Raw genomic sequence first — 15879 nt, 5'->3', positions numbered from 1 at the left:
ACCGGGAAGTATATAGAGGGGGGAAATGCTTTTACTATCGGGTAGAATTGCGCAGGCGGCAGGCTTGTTCGCCGCGACACTAGTATTGTCCGCTTGTAGCGAGGAAAACACATACGTACCGCCCCCTCCGCCCAAGGTCGACGTGGCGCTTCCATTGAAGCAGAGCGTGACCCCATATCTCGAGGCTACCGGCAGTGCCGCGGCGGTGAACACGACGCCCCTGGTTGCGCGCGTCTCGGGCTTCATCCAGGAAATCGATTACAAGGACGGCGACGAGGTCAAGGCCGGCGCCCGGCTGTTCCTGATCGAGCCCGATTCCTACCAGCTGGCGCTCGAGCAATCCGAGGCCGGGCAGGGTTCATCCGATGCCGCCGCCAAGCAGTCCGGTGCTGACCTAAAGCGGCAGCAGGAGCTGCTGTCCCAGAAAATCATCTCGCAATCGACCGCCGACCAGGCCGCCGCGGCAGCAGACGTCGACATCGCCAAGCAGAAGCAGAGCGCGGTCGACGTCAAGCAGGCTCAACTCAATCTGAGCTACACCGAGGTCAAGGCGCCGTTCGCGGGCACCGTCACCTCCCGCCAGGTATCGATGGGGCAGCTTGTCGGCGCCGGCAGCGCCACCACCCTGGCGACCATCGTTCAGACCGCACCCATCTACGTCAATTTCAATATCTCGGAGCAGGATGTGCTGCGCATTCGCACCGCCATGGCGAAGCGTGGAATGACCGCGCAGGATCTCAAGAAAATACCGGTCGAGGTCGGCTTGCAGAGCGAGACGGGTTATCCCCACGCGGGAACGCTGGACTACGCCGCGCCAGAGATTACCGCTGCCACCGGCACGCTAGCGGTCCGCGCAGTGCTCCCCAATGAAGGCCGGGAACTGCTGCCTGGCTATTTCGTGCGTGTGCGCGTGCCGTTGGGCGTAGAGCCGGACATGCTGCTCGTTCCCGACCGGGCGATCGGTAGCGACCAGAAGGGTCGCTACGTGCTCGTCGCCGGAAAGGACGACGTGGTCGAACAGCGTCCGGTTGAGATCGGCCAACTGGTCGGCGCGTTGCGTGTGATCACCAAGGGTATCGGGGCGGACGACCGCGTCCTGGTCTCCGGCCTGTTGACGGCAGTCCCTGGCCAGAAGATCGAACCGCAAGAAAAGAAACTGGAAGCAGTCGCCACGGACGGCGCAGCGCAATGATCTCCAAATTCTTCATCGAGCGGCCGGTCCTGGCGAACGTAATCGCCATCCTCATGGTCGTCATAGGCGTCATCTCGCTCTTTGCCCTGCCGGTGGCGCAGTATCCCGACGTGGTGCCGCCTACCGTTTCGGTGACGACGCGCTATCCGGGAGCGAGCGCGCGTGCGGTGATCGACACGGTGGCGTTGCCGATCGAGCAGCAGGTTAACGGCGTCGAGGGCATGATCTACATGCAGTCCTATGCTGCATCGGATGGCACCTACAATCTCACCGTCACGTTCGCGATCGGCACCGATCTCGACCAGGCGCAAGTGCGTGTGCAGAACCGTGTGTCCTCAGCCTTGGCGACGCTGCCGCAAGCGGTGCAGGTGCAAGGCGTCACCGTTCAGCAGAAGTCGACCTCGATCCTCGAGATCGTCACGCTGACTTCACCGAACGGGGAATATGACAGCCTTTATCTCGCCAACTACGCGACCATCCGGCTCAAGGATGAGCTCTCCCGAATACCGGGGGTCGGCAATGTCAATGTGTTCGGCGCCGGCCAGTATTCCATGCGTGTCTGGCTTGATCCCGAGAAGATGCAGGCGCGCGGCCTTACCACGCAGGACGTCGTCCAGGCGCTGGGGCAGCAGAGCGAGCAGGTCACCGCAGGCCAGGTCGGCGCGCCGCCGGCGCCCGACGGCCAGTCCTTCCAGTACACGATCGAAGTGTCCAGCCGCCTTGACGATCCCGGCCAGTTCGGCACCGTGATCGTCAAGACCGGCGCCAATGGCGACATGACGCGCGTGCGCGACGTCGGCCGAGTCGAGCTCGGCGCCCAGACCTATGGGCAGTTCTTCAATCTCGACGGCCAGCCGGCTGCGGGCATGGCCGTTTTCCTGTCGCCGGGCGCCAATGCGCTCGATGTGGCCGGCAAGGTCGAGGCCAGGATGAAGGACCTGTCACGCGAGTTTCCGCAAGGCCTGGCATACTCGATCCCCTTCAACACCACGATTTTCGTCAGCCAGGCGATCCACGAGGTCTACAAGACGCTGATCGAAGCCGCCGTCCTGGTGCTCATCGTCATCCTGCTTTTCCTGCAGGACTGGCGGGCGATGCTGGTGCCGGCAACGACCGTTCCGGTGACGATCATCGGGGCGTTCGCGGCGATGGCCGCGCTCGGCTTTTCGGTCAACCTGTCGACCCTGTTCGCCATCGTGCTTGCCATCGGCATCGTCGTCGACGACGCCATCGTCGTGGTCGAGGGCGCCACTCACAATATGGAGCGCGGCATGTCGGGCCACGACGCGGCCATTGCCGCCATGAACGCCCTCTTCGGGCCGATCATCGGCATCACCTTGGTGCTGATGGCGGTGTTCCTCCCGGCTGCGTTCCTGCCCGGCCTCACGGGGCAAATGTATGCGCAATTCGCACTGGTGATTGCGGCAACTGCCATAATCAGCGCCATCAACGCGGCAACGCTCAAACCGACGCAGTGTGCGACATGGCTAAGGCGGCCGGTGCCGCCGGACCAGCGCAATGTCTTCTTTCGCGGCTTCAACGCGGTCTACCAGCGCCTGGAGAACCGTTATGCCGGCCTGATCGGTGCCATGGTGCGTCACAGCACGGTGATGGGCATCATCGCGCTGCTGATCATCGGGGCGGCAGGCTATGGCATATCGCGCGTGGCCACCGGCTTCATCCCGATCGAGGACCAGGGCTACCTGCTTGCTTCGGTTCAACTGCCCGACGGCGCCGCACTTGGCCGTACACAGGAGACGCTGCAACAGGTTTCGAAGCTCGCCAAGGCCACGCCGGGCGTCGATCAGGTCGTGACCATCGCGGGCATCTCGGCACTCGACAATAACTCGACGCTGGCAAACGCCGGCGTTGCCTACATCATCCTCAAGGACTGGAGCTTGCGCGGCAAGGGCGAGGATCTTGCCTCGCTCTACGCAACGCTCAACAAGAATCTGTCCGACATGGGTGACGGAACTGTACTGGTGCTGCCTCCACCGCCGATCCAGGGCATCGGCAACGCCGCCGGCTTCACCATGCAGGTCGAGCTGCGTGACGGCAGTTTCGACCTCGCCAAGCTGCAAGGAGCAGTCGAGGCAATAACCAGGACCGCTCAGACGCAGTCAGGTATCCAGCGCGTATCGGCGCCGTTCCGGGCCAACGTCCCGCAATACACGGTCGAAATCGACCGCGAGAAGGTGCAAACCCTGGGGCTGACCACGGACCAGGTCTTCCAGACGCTCGCCGGTTATCTGGGCTCGACTTATGTCAGTCAGTTCAACAAGTTCGGGCGGGTGTTCCAGATCTATGTGCAGGGCGATGCGCAATTTCGCCTGACGCCCGAGAATATCGCCCGCCTGAGCGTGCGCAACCAGAGCGGCGACATGATCCCGCTCGGGACATTGCTGACAGTCACGCCAAGCGTCGGCCCATCACTGATCAGCCTCTATAACCTCTATCCCTCGGCATCGATCATCGGTGTGCAGGCACATGGCTTCTCGTCGGGCGACGCGATCAAACTGATGGAAGGGGTTGCGGCCGACACATTGCCGCCCGGCACCGGCTTCGACTGGACGGCGCTGTCCTTCCAGGAAAAGCTTGTCGGCAGCCAGATCTATTTGGTGTTCGGCATGGCGCTGCTCTTGGTCTATCTGGTGCTGGCAGGCCAATATGAGAGCTGGCTGGCCCCGATCTCGATCTTGCTCGCCGCGCCGCTGTCGCTGGTGGGTCCGGTCCTGGTTCTCAACGGCCTCGGCATCGACAACAATCTCTACGTGCAGATTGGCCTGATCCTGCTGATCGCGCTATCCGCCAAGAACGCCATCCTGATCGTCGAGGTCGCGCGCGAATTGCGCGCCGCCGGCAGACCGATAGTCGAAGCGGCGATCGAGGCGGCACGAGCGCGCTTCCGGCCCATCCTGATGACGTCCTTCGCGTTTATCCTTGGTGTCGCGCCGCTGGTGTTGGCGACAGGCGCCGGGGCCAGCGCGCGCAAGTCGATCGGCATCACGGTCTTTTCCGGCATGATCGCCTCGACCTGTCTCGCCGTTCTCTTCGTACCGTCCTTCTTCGTCATCCTGCAACGGTTCGAGGAATGGCGCGCCGCGCGAAAGACGAGGCGTGAGTACACACCTACACTTCCCGGGTAGCAGTACGATCTTATCGCGGTCTGTCACTGGTGCTGGCTCGGGTCCGTCGTCGCAGATCTCAGCGGGGAGGCCGCGTTCGACCGGGTCATTGTGCCCGACATTGAGACAACGCCTCTGTTCTTCAAACGCGTAAGTACGAACGGGAGCCCGTTGCCCGCTCAGGCGGTCTTCGGCGTCACCAGCCCCAGTTCGTCAACCATCGCCTCGCGCATCAAAAACTTCTGCGGCTTGCCGGTCACCGTCATTGGCAATTCGGTGCGAAAGCGGATGTGGCGCGGGATCTTGTAATGGGCGATCTGGCCGGCGCAGAAGGCCTTGATCTCCTGCTCGGTGGCGATCTGGCTCGGCTTGAGCACAATCCAGGCGCAAAGCTCCTCGCCATATTTCGGGTCGGGAATGCCGAACACCTGCACTTCCTTGACCTTGGGATGGCGATAGAGGAACTCCTCGACCTCGCGCGGATAAACGTTCTCGCCGCCGCGGATGACCATATCCTTGACCCGGCCGACGATGTTGCAATAACCCTCGGCGTCGATGGTGGCGAGGTCGCCGGTGTGCATCCACCCGTCGGGATCGATCGCCTCGCGGGTTTTTTCCTCGTCGTCCCAATAGCCCTTCATCACCGAATAGCCGCGCGTGCAGAGTTCGCCCGGCGCGCCGACCGCAACGGTCGCGCCATCGGCATCGATCGCCTTGACCTCAACATGCGGGTGGACGCGGCCGACGGTCGAGACGCGCTTTTCCAGCGGGTCGGCGACGCTGCTCTGGAACGACACCGGGCTGGTCTCGGTCATGCCATAGGCGATTGTCACCTCCGCCATGTGCATCAGTGACACTACCTTCTTCATCACCTCGATCGGGCACGGCGAGCCGGCCATGATGCCGGTGCGCAGGCTGGTGAGATCGAAGGTGTCGAAATCCGGATGGTCGAGCAGGCCGACGAACATGGTCGGCACGCCATAGAGGCCGGTGCAGTGCTCGCCCGCCACCGCTCTCAGCGTGGCGCCGGCATCAAACCCCTCGCCCGGGAAAACCATTGTCGCGCCCTTGGTGACGCAGCCGATCGTGCCCATCGACATGCCGAAGCAGTGATAGAGCGGCACCGGGATGCACAGCCGGTCCTCGACGGTGAGCCTGATCGCCAAGGTGACGAAATTGCCGTTGTTGACGATGTTGTTGTGGGTCAGCGTCGCGCCCTTGGGCGCGCCTGTCGTGCCTGAGGTGAACTGGATGTTGATGGCATCGCCGGGTTTCAGCCCCTCGGAGATCCGGTCGAGGCTATCATGCTCGTCGCGCCCGCCCATCGCCAGCACGTCGGTGAAATTGAGCATGCCGGGGGAATGCTCCTCGCCCATGCGGATGACGATTTTTAGCGCCGGCAATTTTTTCGCATCGAGCTCGCCCGGTGTCGCCGTCGCGATCTCCGGCGCCAGCGTCTCGATCATGCCGAGATAGTCGGAGCTCTTGAATTTGACGGCCGTGACCAGCGCTCGGCAAGCGACCTTGTTCAGCGCATAGTCGAGTTCGGCCAGCCGATAAGCCGGGTTGATGTTGACCAGGATCAGGCCGATGCGGGCGGTGGCGAATTGCGTCACCAGCCACTCCCAGCGGTTCGGCGACCAGATGCCGACGCGGTCGCCTTTTGCCAGGCCGAGAGCCAGGAAGCCTGCGGCCAGCGCGTCCACCGTGTCTGAAAGTTCGCTCCAGGTGAAGCGCTTGTCCTGGTCGACGAAGACGGCGGCATCGAGCGTGCCGTATTTGCTGACTGTGTCCGAAAGCAGCGCCGGGATCGTTTGCTGCAGCAGCGGCACGGTGCGCTCGCCCGACACATGCGCCCTGCCGTCGACCGGCGCGACAAACGTGGCCCCATTGCCCGGGCGACGGCCGCGCAGGCTGGTGGCATTCTTCAACTCGTCGAGATTGATCGGCATCGCCGTCTCCTCCGCAGGCGACCCGAGTCTATCAGCCTGCCGGGGTGGTGGAAATCCCGTTGAGGGTACTGGAGCGCAATGCCTCCCCCTTGAGGGCAGAGTGCCTCGCGAAGCGAGGCGGGTGGGGTCGTCTCGCGTCGAGCACTGCCGCAACGACCCCACCCGTCCATCCGCCTTCGGCGGCTGTCCACCCTCCCCTCAAGGGGGAGGGAAGGCACCCATCTTCGCCGCGATGCCGCGCATGACAGCCTCGTCGGCCGCCGCACGCGGCTTCCGCGATGCAACCAGGCAGGCCTGCGAGCGCAGGATGACGCCGTCCGCCAAAATCTTCAGGTGATTGGCGCGCAGCGTCGAGCCTGACGTGGTGATGTCGACGACGACATCGGCCAAACCCGCCGCCGGCGCGCCTTCGGTGGCGCCGAGGCTCTCGACGATGCGATAGACCTGGATGCCGTGCTTTTGCGAAAAAAACTGCTGCGTCAGCCGCCAGTATTTTGTGGCTATCCTGAGCCGCCTGCCGTGGCGCTGGCGGAAATCGGCGGCGACATCGTCGAGGTCGGCCATCGTATCGACGTCGAGCCAGATGTCGGGCACCGCCACCACGACATCGGCATTGCCGAAACCGAGGCGGGCGACGATCTCAGCGCGCGCCGCCCAATCGGCGAGGCTTTCGCGCAACAGATCCTCGCCGGTGATGCCGAGGTCGACCGAGCCCTGGCCGATTTCGCCTGCGATTTCCGAGGCCGACAGGAACGCCACCTCGACCGCTTCCACGCCTTCGATGCGGGCGCGATACTTGCGCTCGTCGCCGGGCAGGCTGACGGCAAGCCCGGCCTTGGCCAGCACCTCCAGCGCCTGCTGCTTGAGCCGGCCCTTCGATGGAATCGCCAGCGTGATCATTGCGCCTTCTCCCGCAACGCTTCGATGCGGTCGAGCCAGACGGAAAAGCCGACGCCGGGGATCGGCGTTTTCGCGCCGAGCAACGTCAGCAGCCGGTCATAGCGGCCGCCGCCGGCCAGCGGCCGGTCACCGTTTTCCGCCGCGATCTCGAAGACCAGGCCCGTGTAGTAATCGAGCGGACGGCCAAAGGCGGCGTCGTAGCGGATTTTTGCCGTGGACAGGCCAAGCGCTTCGATCGCCTTGGCGCGAGCTGAAAAATTCTCCAGCGCCGCGCCCAGCGAAACGCCGGCGCCGGCTGCGAAGGTTTCGAGCGCTTTTGCCGCGCCGTCGAGCGTCACATCGATCGCCAGAAAATCCTTAAGCGCCGAAAATGCCTCGTTCGACAGCCTGACGCTGCGCAGCTCGGCCTTTTCGATCAAGCGCCGCGCAATCTCGGTCGGCGACCGTCCGGCCGACGCCGACAGACCCGCCTGTTCCATGCCGCCGGCGATGTGCGAGGAAAGCGCTTCCAGATTGCCGTCGAGGACAAGGGCTGCGACCGCGCCGGCAAGCTGGCCGTTGCGCGGCGGATTGGCGAGGTCGGCCAGCGCTGCCTCCAGCATCGCCGCCGAACCGAAGGCGCGGGCCAGCCGCATGCGCCAGCCGCGCGGCAGGCCGAGTGCGGCGAGCACCGCCTCGAAAACAGTCTGGTCGCCGAGCGTGATCGTTGGTTCCTGGCCCGGCAGCACCAGCGAAAGCAGCGCATGCGCATCGGCCAGCGATCGGGCATCGGCCTGTGCGATGTCGCCGTCGCCGAGATCCTCGATGCCGGCCTGGAAAAACTCGTTTCCGCCCTCGCGGCGCTGGCGAAACACCTCGCCGAGATAGGAATAGCGGCGCGGCGTGCCGGCTTGACTGGCAATGTGGTCGAGGCAGACCGGGATGGTGAACTCCGGCCGCAGGCAAAGCGTCTGTCCGGTCTCGCTTTCGGTGAGGAAAATACGCCGGCGCAAATCCTCGCCGGCCATATCGAGGAACGGGTCGGCCGGCTGCAGCACCGCCACCTCGACCGCATGCGTGTTGCGCGCGGCGAAGAGTTTTGTGATGTCTGATGCGATGGCGGGGTAGCGGGAGGTCATTGATCGGTTGGGTGCGAGGCACCCCCCTCTGGCCTGCCGGCCATCTCCCCCTCAAGGGGGGAGATTAGTCTCGTCGCAGCCTTCGCCCTATTTTCAAGGTTGAAAGGTAAGTGCCGGCGGTACGGCTGCCAATCTCCCCCCTTGAGGGGGAGATGGCCGGCAGGCCAGAGGGGGGTGTTCACGCGCCGCCCTTCGCACGGTCGGCCGCCTGTGCCGCCAGTATCTTTCTTACCTCGCCAACCAGATCGCTTTCCGCCACCGTCACCTGCGCCGGACGCGCGGAGCGCCATTCGGCGTTGTCCACAATCTCCGCCGACATCCGGGCGCCCTCGATCAGGTCCTTGATCTGCACCTCGCCTTTCGCCCGCTCGTCGCCGCCCTGGATGATGGCGACCGGGCTGCCGCGGCGGTCGGCATATTTGAGCTGCGCCTTCATGCCGGCGCCGCCGAGATACATTTCGGAGCGGATGCCGGCGGCGCGCAGCTCGGCCACCATTTTCTGGTAGCGGCCGAGACTTTCGGTGTCCTTGTCCATGGTGAGCACGACGACCGGCGCGATCACGTCTGATGTATCGAGCTTGCCGAGGTTCTTCAGCGCCGTCATCAGCCTGGAAACGCCGATGGAAAAGCCGGTCGCCGGCACCGGCTCGCCGCGAAAGCGCGAGACGAGGCCATCATAGCGCCCGCCACCGCCGACCGAGCCGAAGCGGACGATTTTTCCCTCTTCGTTGGGAATTTCGGCCAGCAGTTCGGCTTCATAGACCGGGCCGGTGTAATATTCGAGGCCGCGGACGACGGAGGGGTCTATGCGAATGCGGTCTGGACCATAGCCGGCAGCCAGGACAAGCGCTTCAATCTCTTTGAGTTCAGCAAATCCCGCTTCGGCGGTGGGGTTGGCCTCAAGTACCCTGTTCCATTTTCCTACATCGTTTTTGAGCCCAGCCTCGACGTGTTGGTTGTGAAGAACGACGGCGACAATGAACGCTGCTTGAACTTCGTCTAGCCCAGCCCCCTTTGTAAAATCCCCCTCGCCCTCTTTACCGCCGTCCCAGCGACCTTTGCCCAGCAAAAGCTTGACGCCTTCCGGTCCAAACTTGTCCAGCTTGTCGATCGCGCGCAGCACCTGCAACCGGCGCCCAGCATTCTCGTCGCCGCCAAGGCCGATCGCCTCCAGCACGCCGTCGAGCACCTTGCGATTGTTGACCCTAATGACGTAGTCGCCGCGCTTGATGCCGAGCGCTTCCATCACGTCGGCCATCATCATCGCCATTTCGGCGTCGGCCGCGACACCTGGCGTGCCGACCGTGTCGGCGTCGAACTGCATGAACTGGCGGAAGCGGCCAGGGCCGGGCTTTTCGTTGCGGAACACCCAGCCGGAGCGGTAGCTGCGATAGGGTTTCGGCAGGCGCTCAAAGTTTTCAGCGACAAAACGGGCCATCGGCGCGGTCAAATCGTAGCGCAGCGACAGCCACTGGTCGTCGTCGTCCTGGAAGGAGAACACACCCTCGTTCGGCCGATCCTGATCGGGCAGGAATTTGCCCAGCGCATCGGTGTATTCGATCAGCGGCTGGTCGACCGGCTCGAAGCCGTACAGCTCATAGACCGAGCGGATCGTCGCCATCATCTTCTCGACGGCACGGATATCCTCAGCGCCGCGATCGACAAGCCCGCGCGGCAGCCGCGCTTTCATCTTTTCCGATTTGTCGGCCATGGCATGGGTCTTTTCGCTAGGTAAAGCTGACTTGTTTCGAGTGGGCGTGTCCTAACCGATGGGGCTTGGCGCGGCAAGGGTTTGCTCCCTGCCTTCTCCCCGTGCGGGAGAAGGCAAGAAGCTGAAACAATTTCGCCATAAGCGCGGCATCGTGCCGACACAATCGCAGCCGATAAAGCGCGCCGAAACAAGGGGTTCGGGCCATGACCTTGGCGCGGAAATTCGACATCATCGACAGCAGCACCCGCGAACTGCCCGCCCAGTTGCGCCCGGCCGATCATCATGCACCGGGACCTGCAGCCCAAATGGCGGGACCGTTCGAGGTTGCCGCAGACAAGCGTACGGGGCCGACCATGCGCGATGCGCTGCTGACCAGCCTGCTCGTGATCTATCCGGCTTTTGCCACGATAGCGGCTATCGTTGCCGGGCTCTTTCTGGCGGGCGCCGGCGGCGCTTGAGTTTTTAAGCTCCCCCTTGCCTTCTCCCCGTGTGGGAGAAGGAAAAAGAAGGGAGCTACTTCGGCCTTTTGAACGCCTTGCGCTCCACCTCGACCTGCTCGCGGCAGACACAGCCTTCGAGATGGTCGTTGACCAGCCCCATGGCCTGCATGAAGGCGTAGACGGTCGTCGGGCCGACAAAGCTCCAGCCGCGTTTCTTCAGCTCCTTCGAAATCCGCACCGAGACTACCGTGGTCGGATTGGCGCGCAGATGGGCGAGATCGACGATTTCGGGCCGTTCGTCCGGGCCGGGTTCGAACTTCCAGAACCAGGCCGCCAGCGAGCCGGCCTCGTCGGCCAATTCACGCGCGCGCCTGGCGTTGTTGATGGTCGAGACGATCTTGCCGCGGTGGCGAATGATGCCGGCATTGCCGAGCAGGCGCTCGACATCCTGTTCGGTGAAGGCGGCGATCCTGTCGATATCGAAGCCGGCGAACGCCTCGCGAAAATTCTCGCGCTTGCGCAATATGGTCAGCCAGGACAGGCCCGACTGAAAGCCTTCGAGGCAGATCTTTTCGAACAGCCTGCGGTCGTCGTCGACCGGCCGGGCCCATTCGTGATCGTGGTAGTGCAAATAGTCCGGCAGATTGCCGTGCCAGAAGCAGCGCGCGATACCATCGGGTCCAGCGAGCAGGCCTGTCTTCTCATCCATGGCGGAATTCCATTTGTTAATGCGCCTCAGCGCTGCCTTTACCGCGGCTTTACCAGATTCCTGAACCGGCCGGTAACCACACCGAAAGCTTTACTGACAATGCAGCATTTTACGCATTCCGATTCACATTTCGGTTGCTGCTCCGCGCCCAATGTTCGCGACATCGGGGACGCTTGAGCGCCCCAGCATGTTCGACGATCAGGGTGCGTTCCGATGAAGACATTTTTGTTCCCGCTGCTCGGCGCCGCAGCTGTGCTGGCCACTGCCGCTACATCCTCCAGCGCCAACGACCGCTATGCCGACAGGCCGCCGGTGATGGTGAGCCCCGACCTTTCGGCGCCCTGGGTGCTGCAGCTTGGCCGCGCGCCAGGCATCGTCCGCCAGAACCGGCAAGAGATGCAAAAGCCGCAGCGCCGTTCTCAGCGGCAGGCGCAACCGGCTCAGCTGCACACAGCGGCGGTGCAGGCGCCGTCAAAGAAGCGCATTATCGCGCGCCCGCAGATCAACCCGATCTATCTGCCGCAGGAAGTCGCCTATGACGGCCCGGAGAAGCCGGGCACGATCGTTATCGATACGCGGGAGAATTTCCTCTATCTGGTCGAGAACAACGGCAAGGCGCGGCGCTATGGCGTCGGCACCGGCAAGCCGGGCTTCGAATGGGCCGGCAAGCACAAGATCTCGCAGAAGAAGGTCTGGCCCGAATGGCGACCGCCGGCGCAGATGATCTCGCGCGAGGCCGCCAACGGCCGTTATCTGCCGACCTATGTCGCCGGTGGCGTCGAGAACCCGCTCGGCGCGCGCGCGCTTTATCTCGGCTCGACGCTCTACCGCATCCATGGCACCAACCAGCCATGGACGATCGGCGGCGCGGTGTCGTCGGGCTGCATTCGCATGCGCAACGAGGACGTCGTCGATCTCTATGAGCGGGTCGATGTTGGCACGACGGTTGTGGTGATGTAATCTGCGGTTGATTTTGTTGCCGAGTCTGTCAAGAAGTCTCGGGATCATCAGAATACGGGGGACGGGCCGTGTGGGGATACGGTCGGTCACGAAAGGGCAGTGCGGCAATCCGCGCTGCCCTTTCTGTTTCCGGGACGCCATAGGATAGTTTGGCAGGGTCGGGTGGTACGTCGCGCCCGCGGCATGGCGGTTCGCATTCTCGCTGCCATTCTCCTCGGTATTTTGCTATGTCGGCTGCAACGCTTCCAGACAAAGGCCTAGCACAATGTCCCTGTCCGATGACAGCCGCTATCTCCGGGGCGGTCCGGTCGCCCGACGCATCATCGCCTCGGTGCGCGAGGATGCAGCGATCGCCACCGCCGAAGGCTTTCCGGCCAAACTGATATCGATCACCGTCGGCGACACGGCTGCAGTCGATGTCTATGTGCGCAACCAGCGCGCCAAGGCGGCACTGGCCGGTATCGGCTTCGAGGAAAGGCGGTTTGCCGCCGACATCACCGCCGGCGAACTCGAAGCGGCGATCCATGGCCTGAACGCCGATCCGCGCGTCACCGGCATCATCATCCAGCGGCCGGTGCCGGTGCATATCCCGATCAAGACGCTGCAAGCGGCGGTGCATCCGCTCAAGGACGTCGAGGGCATGCATCCGGCCTCGATCGGCAACATCGTCTACAACCAGCTCGACCTCGCACCCTGCACGGCCGCCGCTTCGGTCGAACTGCTCAGGGAAACCGGTCTCGATCTCAAGGGGCTCGAGGTCGTCATCGTCGGTCACTCCGAGATCGTCGGCAAGCCGATCGCCTTCCTGCTGATGAGCGAGGGCGCGACGGTGACGGTGTGCCACCACATGACGCGCTCGGTGGCCGCGCATGCGCGGCGTGCCGATGCTCTGTTCGTCGCCGTCGGCAAGCCGCGGCTGATCAAGGCCGACATGGTCAAGCCCGGTGCGGCCGTCATCGACATCGGCATCAATTCCGAGATCGGACCGGACGGGGAGAGCCGCATCGTCGGTGACGTCGACGCCGAGAGCGTCAAGCATGTGGCGTCCTGGATCACGCCGGTGCCGGGCGGCGTCGGCCCGATCACCGTGGCGATTCTTTTGCGCAACACGATGGTGGCGCTCAGCCGGCAGCGCGCGCGCTACCATGCGACCTATGGCGTGGTGGACAAGCTCGCAGCGGAATAAGCCGGCAGCGCCGGTGGATCACTCCGGCGCAACGGCTGCTCTGCTGTCCGGAACGCCCTTCGGCTGCGGCCCGCCATAGGCCCAGTCGAGCAGCTTTATCGTGTGCACCACCGGCAGTTTCGCGGCGGACGCAATCTGGGTGATGCAGCCGATGTTGCCGGTGGCGACGATTTCAGCACCGGTCGCCTCGATATTTCTCACCTTGCGGTCACGCAGTTGAGCCGAAATCTCCGATTGCAAAATGTTGTAAGTGCCGGCCGAGCCACAGCACAAATGCCCCTCGCGCGGCTCGCGCACGACGAAGCCGGCTTTGGCCAGAAGCTCCTTCGGCTGGCGGGTGATTTTCTGGCCGTGCTGCATCGAGCAGGCGGAGTGATAGGCGACGATGGTGCCGGGCTTGCGCACCGGCTCGGGCAGATCGATGCTTGCCAGATATTCGGTGATGTCCCTGGCCAGCGCCGACACCCGCGCCGCCTTGTCGGCATAGGCGGGATCGAGGCGCAGCATAAAACCATAATCCTTGATGGTGGTGCCGCAGCCCGACGCAGTGATGACGATGGCATCCAGCCCGCCTTGGTCGATGGCGCGCGTCCAGGCGTCGATATTGCGCCTGGCCGAGGCAAGGGCTGCCGCCTCGCGGCCCATGTGATGCACCAGCGCGCCGCAGCAGCCCTCGCCCTCGGGAACCACGACCTCGACGCCGAGCCGCGTCAGCAGCGCGATCGTCGTGTCGTTGATGGCGGGATCGAGCACGGACTGCGCGCAGCCGGTAAGGATGGCGACGCGGCCATTTTTGCTCGTGCCCTGCCCGGCATGAATGCCTGGTGAAGCCATTGGCGAGGCCGCAGCAACCGACGCCGGGGCGAGCTTGAGCATCGCACCCAGCGCCTTCAGCGCCGGGAGCTTTTCTAGCAATCCGGCGAATGGCTGGCCGAGCTTTGCCAGCTTGAGCGCAGCGCGAAACCGCGAGGGATAAGGCAGGACCAAGGCCAGCATGGCGAGCGTCAGCCGATCGGGCAGCGGCCGCTTGTAGGTTTCCTCGATATGGACGCGGGCGTGGTCGACCAGATGCATGTAGTTGACGCCCGACGGGCAGGTTGTCATGCAGGCGAGGCAGGACAGGCAACGGTCGATATGGGTGACGATCTGCTTGTCGGCCGGTCGGCCGTTCTCCAGCATGTCTTTGATCAGGTAGATCCGCCCGCGCGGCGAATCCAGTTCGTTGCCAAGCGTCACATAGGTCGGGCAGGTGGCCGTGCAGAAGCCGCAATGCACGCATTTGCGCAGGATCTTTTCCGATTCCGCGACATGCGGATCGGCAAGCTGGGCAGCTGAGAAATTGGTCTGCATCTCGTACCTCCTAAGCCATGCGGCCGGGGTTGAGGATCGCCTTCGGATCGAATTCGGCTTTGAGCCGCGCCGACAATGCTGCCAGGTGCGGCGCCTGCGGCTCGAACACCGGCACAGCGGCGCGATGCGAAGGGGCGGCGCGCACCAGCGTCGCATGGCCGCCGCCATACTGTCTCACCACTGCTCGCAGAAGATCGGCTTCGGGATCGCCATGCTCCATGCGCAGCCAGATCAGTCCGCCCTGCCAGTCATAAAAGGCATCGACGGCCGCCTGCATGCGCAGCGCCAGCACCATCTGGTGGCCTTGCGCCGGCGCCATCGACACGCGCCACACCGGCTTTTCCAGGCCGTCGGCAAACGGCGCACAATCGCGGATATCGCGCCAGACCGAATGCGAAGTCTCGCCCGAGATTTCCTCGAGCGGGCCGGCATTTCCGAGCAGATCTTTCAGCGCTGCGATGCGGTAGGCGACCGACGGGCCGAACCCCTCGACGCGCAGCAATGTCGCAGCGGTGCTGCCGAGACCGCCGCCAGCGACCCGTGCGGCAACGCGTTCGGGAAGATGGGCAGCACTCGACACTTCGGCGCTGGAACCGAGCGCCAGCGCCATAGCGGCCGCGGCATGATCGTCGAGCAGGCCGCGCACAGCCAGCGTGACTTCGGTCTCGGCAGCGGGCAGCACCTTGAAGGTGACGTCGGTAAGAACGGCAAGCGTGCCCCAGCTGTTGGCCATGAGCTTGGACAGGTCATAGCCGGTGACGTTCTTGACCACGCGGCCGCCCGATTTGAACGCCTCGCCACGCCCCGAAACCGCTGCAATGCCAAGAATATGGTCGCGCGCCGCCCCCGCCTTCAGCCGGCGCGGACCGCAAAGGTTCGCGGCCAGTACGCCGCCGATCGTGCCTTTTCCCTTTTCGCCGCCGAGCAGCGGGCCATAATCCAGTGGTTCGAAAGCGAGTTGCTGGCCGTTTTCGGCAAGTAATTTTTCGATCTCGGCGAGCGGCGTGCCGGCCTTTCCTGACAGCACCAGTTCAGCCGGCTCGTAGAGCGTCACGCCTGACAGTTTCGACAGGTCGAGCGTGTGCTCGGTCTGCAGCGGACGGCCGATGCCACGCTTGGAGCCATGGCCGAGGATTTCGAGCGGCGTTTCTTCCGCCGCCGCCCAGGCGACAGTGGCGAGAGTTTCGGCGGTGGTGGCGGCGGTGAAGGTGGTCATCGCTGTCCTGGGCGCACATC

General features: G+C 63.9%; 12 protein-coding genes. 5 read left to right on the top strand and 7 right to left on the bottom strand.

Annotation, left to right across the window (positions count from 1 at the left end):
• Positions 1–25: 25 nt before the first annotated feature.
• The gene (locus X738_RS63115) at positions 26–1192 is read left to right on the top strand and encodes an efflux RND transporter periplasmic adaptor subunit (protein WP_031255424.1); all 1167 of its coding nucleotides are present in this window, start codon (positions 26–28) and stop codon (positions 1190–1192) included.
• Entirely contained in the window at positions 1189–4338 is a 3150-nt protein-coding gene (locus X738_RS63110; RefSeq protein ID WP_023800359.1) for an efflux RND transporter permease subunit, read from the top strand. The genes X738_RS63115 and X738_RS63110 overlap by 4 nt, the downstream gene beginning before the upstream one ends.
• Positions 4339–4496: 158 nt before the next feature.
• Here the strand turns inward: X738_RS63110 and X738_RS63105 are convergent, their stop codons facing one another.
• From X738_RS63105 to hisS, 4 genes are all read right to left on the bottom strand, one after another.
• Entirely contained in the window at positions 4497–6269 is a 1773-nt protein-coding gene (locus X738_RS63105; protein ID WP_023800358.1) for an AMP-binding protein, read from the bottom strand.
• A 198-nt stretch (positions 6270–6467) separates the two neighbouring features.
• A complete protein-coding gene (gene hisG, locus X738_RS63100) occupies positions 6468–7169 on the bottom strand; it encodes an ATP phosphoribosyltransferase (protein ID WP_023800357.1) in 702 nt (233 codons plus the stop codon).
• On the bottom strand, positions 7166–8287 hold the full coding sequence (locus X738_RS63095; protein ID WP_023800356.1) for an ATP phosphoribosyltransferase regulatory subunit: 1122 nt from the start codon (positions 8285–8287) through the stop codon (positions 7166–7168). The genes hisG and X738_RS63095 overlap by 4 nt, the downstream gene beginning before the upstream one ends.
• 178 nt (positions 8288–8465) lie before the next feature.
• The gene (gene hisS, locus X738_RS63090) at positions 8466–9998 is read right to left on the bottom strand and encodes a histidine--tRNA ligase (RefSeq protein ID WP_023800355.1); all 1533 of its coding nucleotides are present in this window, start codon (positions 9996–9998) and stop codon (positions 8466–8468) included.
• Between the two features lie 203 nt (positions 9999–10201).
• Here hisS and X738_RS63085 point away from each other — a divergent pair, with 203 nt between their 5' ends.
• Positions 10202–10456 (top strand): hypothetical protein, encoded by a 255-nt coding sequence (locus X738_RS63085; RefSeq protein WP_023800354.1) that lies wholly within the window; start codon positions 10202–10204, stop codon positions 10454–10456.
• Positions 10457–10511: 55 nt separating this feature from the next.
• On the opposite strand, the gene X738_RS63080 is transcribed toward X738_RS63085, so the two are convergent.
• Positions 10512–11147, bottom strand: coding sequence for a DNA-3-methyladenine glycosylase I (locus X738_RS63080; RefSeq protein WP_023800353.1), 636 nt, complete (start codon positions 11145–11147; stop codon positions 10512–10514).
• A 213-nt stretch (positions 11148–11360) separates the two neighbouring features.
• Between X738_RS63080 and X738_RS63075 the strand changes: the two genes are divergently transcribed.
• Together X738_RS63075 and X738_RS63070 are read left to right on the top strand one after the other, a co-directional pair.
• Entirely contained in the window at positions 11361–12107 is a 747-nt protein-coding gene (locus X738_RS63075) for a L,D-transpeptidase (protein ID WP_023800352.1), read from the top strand.
• Positions 12108–12372: 265 nt separating this feature from the next.
• Positions 12373–13293, top strand: a complete 921-nt coding sequence (locus tag X738_RS63070; RefSeq protein ID WP_023800351.1) for a bifunctional 5,10-methylenetetrahydrofolate dehydrogenase/5,10-methenyltetrahydrofolate cyclohydrolase — start codon at positions 12373–12375, stop codon at positions 13291–13293.
• Between the two features lie 18 nt (positions 13294–13311).
• Here the strand turns inward: X738_RS63070 and glcF are convergent, their stop codons facing one another.
• On the bottom strand, positions 13312–14643 hold the full coding sequence (glcF, locus tag X738_RS63065; RefSeq protein ID WP_023800350.1) for a glycolate oxidase subunit GlcF: 1332 nt from the start codon (positions 14641–14643) through the stop codon (positions 13312–13314).
• A 10-nt stretch (positions 14644–14653) separates the two neighbouring features.
• Positions 14654–15859, bottom strand: a complete 1206-nt coding sequence (locus tag X738_RS63060; RefSeq protein ID WP_023800349.1) for an FAD-binding protein — start codon at positions 15857–15859, stop codon at positions 14654–14656.
• Positions 15860–15879: the final 20 nt, after the last annotated feature.

Origin of the sequence: Mesorhizobium sp. L48C026A00, assembly GCF_000502375.1 — a bacterium.
GTDB lineage: Bacteria > Pseudomonadota > Alphaproteobacteria > Rhizobiales > Rhizobiaceae > Mesorhizobium > Mesorhizobium muleiense.
The sequence above is the reverse complement of the archived record's forward strand: the minus strand, read 5'-3'. Positions and strand labels throughout refer to the sequence as shown.

What these genes read in the sequence shown, in the direction of transcription:
- X738_RS63115 (WP_031255424.1), top strand. Translation starts at nt 26, where the DNA reads ATGCTTTTACTATCGGGTAGAATTGCGCAGGCGGCAGGCTTGTTCGCC.
- X738_RS63110 (WP_023800359.1), top strand. Translation starts at nt 1,189, where the DNA reads ATGATCTCCAAATTCTTCATCGAGCGGCCGGTCCTGGCGAACGTAATC.
- X738_RS63105 (WP_023800358.1), bottom strand. Translation starts at nt 6,269, where the DNA reads ATGCCGATCAATCTCGACGAGTTGAAGAATGCCACCAGCCTGCGCGGC.
- hisG (WP_023800357.1), bottom strand. Translation starts at nt 7,169, where the DNA reads ATGATCACGCTGGCGATTCCATCGAAGGGCCGGCTCAAGCAGCAGGCG.
- X738_RS63095 (WP_023800356.1), bottom strand. Translation starts at nt 8,287, where the DNA reads ATGACCTCCCGCTACCCCGCCATCGCATCAGACATCACAAAACTCTTC.
- hisS (WP_023800355.1), bottom strand. Translation starts at nt 9,998, where the DNA reads ATGGCCGACAAATCGGAAAAGATGAAAGCGCGGCTGCCGCGCGGGCTT.
- X738_RS63085 (WP_023800354.1), top strand. Translation starts at nt 10,202, where the DNA reads ATGACCTTGGCGCGGAAATTCGACATCATCGACAGCAGCACCCGCGAA.
- X738_RS63080 (WP_023800353.1), bottom strand. Translation starts at nt 11,147, where the DNA reads ATGGATGAGAAGACAGGCCTGCTCGCTGGACCCGATGGTATCGCGCGC.
- X738_RS63075 (WP_023800352.1), top strand. Translation starts at nt 11,361, where the DNA reads ATGAAGACATTTTTGTTCCCGCTGCTCGGCGCCGCAGCTGTGCTGGCC.
- X738_RS63070 (WP_023800351.1), top strand. Translation starts at nt 12,373, where the DNA reads ATGTCCCTGTCCGATGACAGCCGCTATCTCCGGGGCGGTCCGGTCGCC.
- glcF (WP_023800350.1), bottom strand. Translation starts at nt 14,643, where the DNA reads ATGCAGACCAATTTCTCAGCTGCCCAGCTTGCCGATCCGCATGTCGCG.
- X738_RS63060 (WP_023800349.1), bottom strand. Translation starts at nt 15,859, where the DNA reads ATGACCACCTTCACCGCCGCCACCACCGCCGAAACTCTCGCCACTGTC.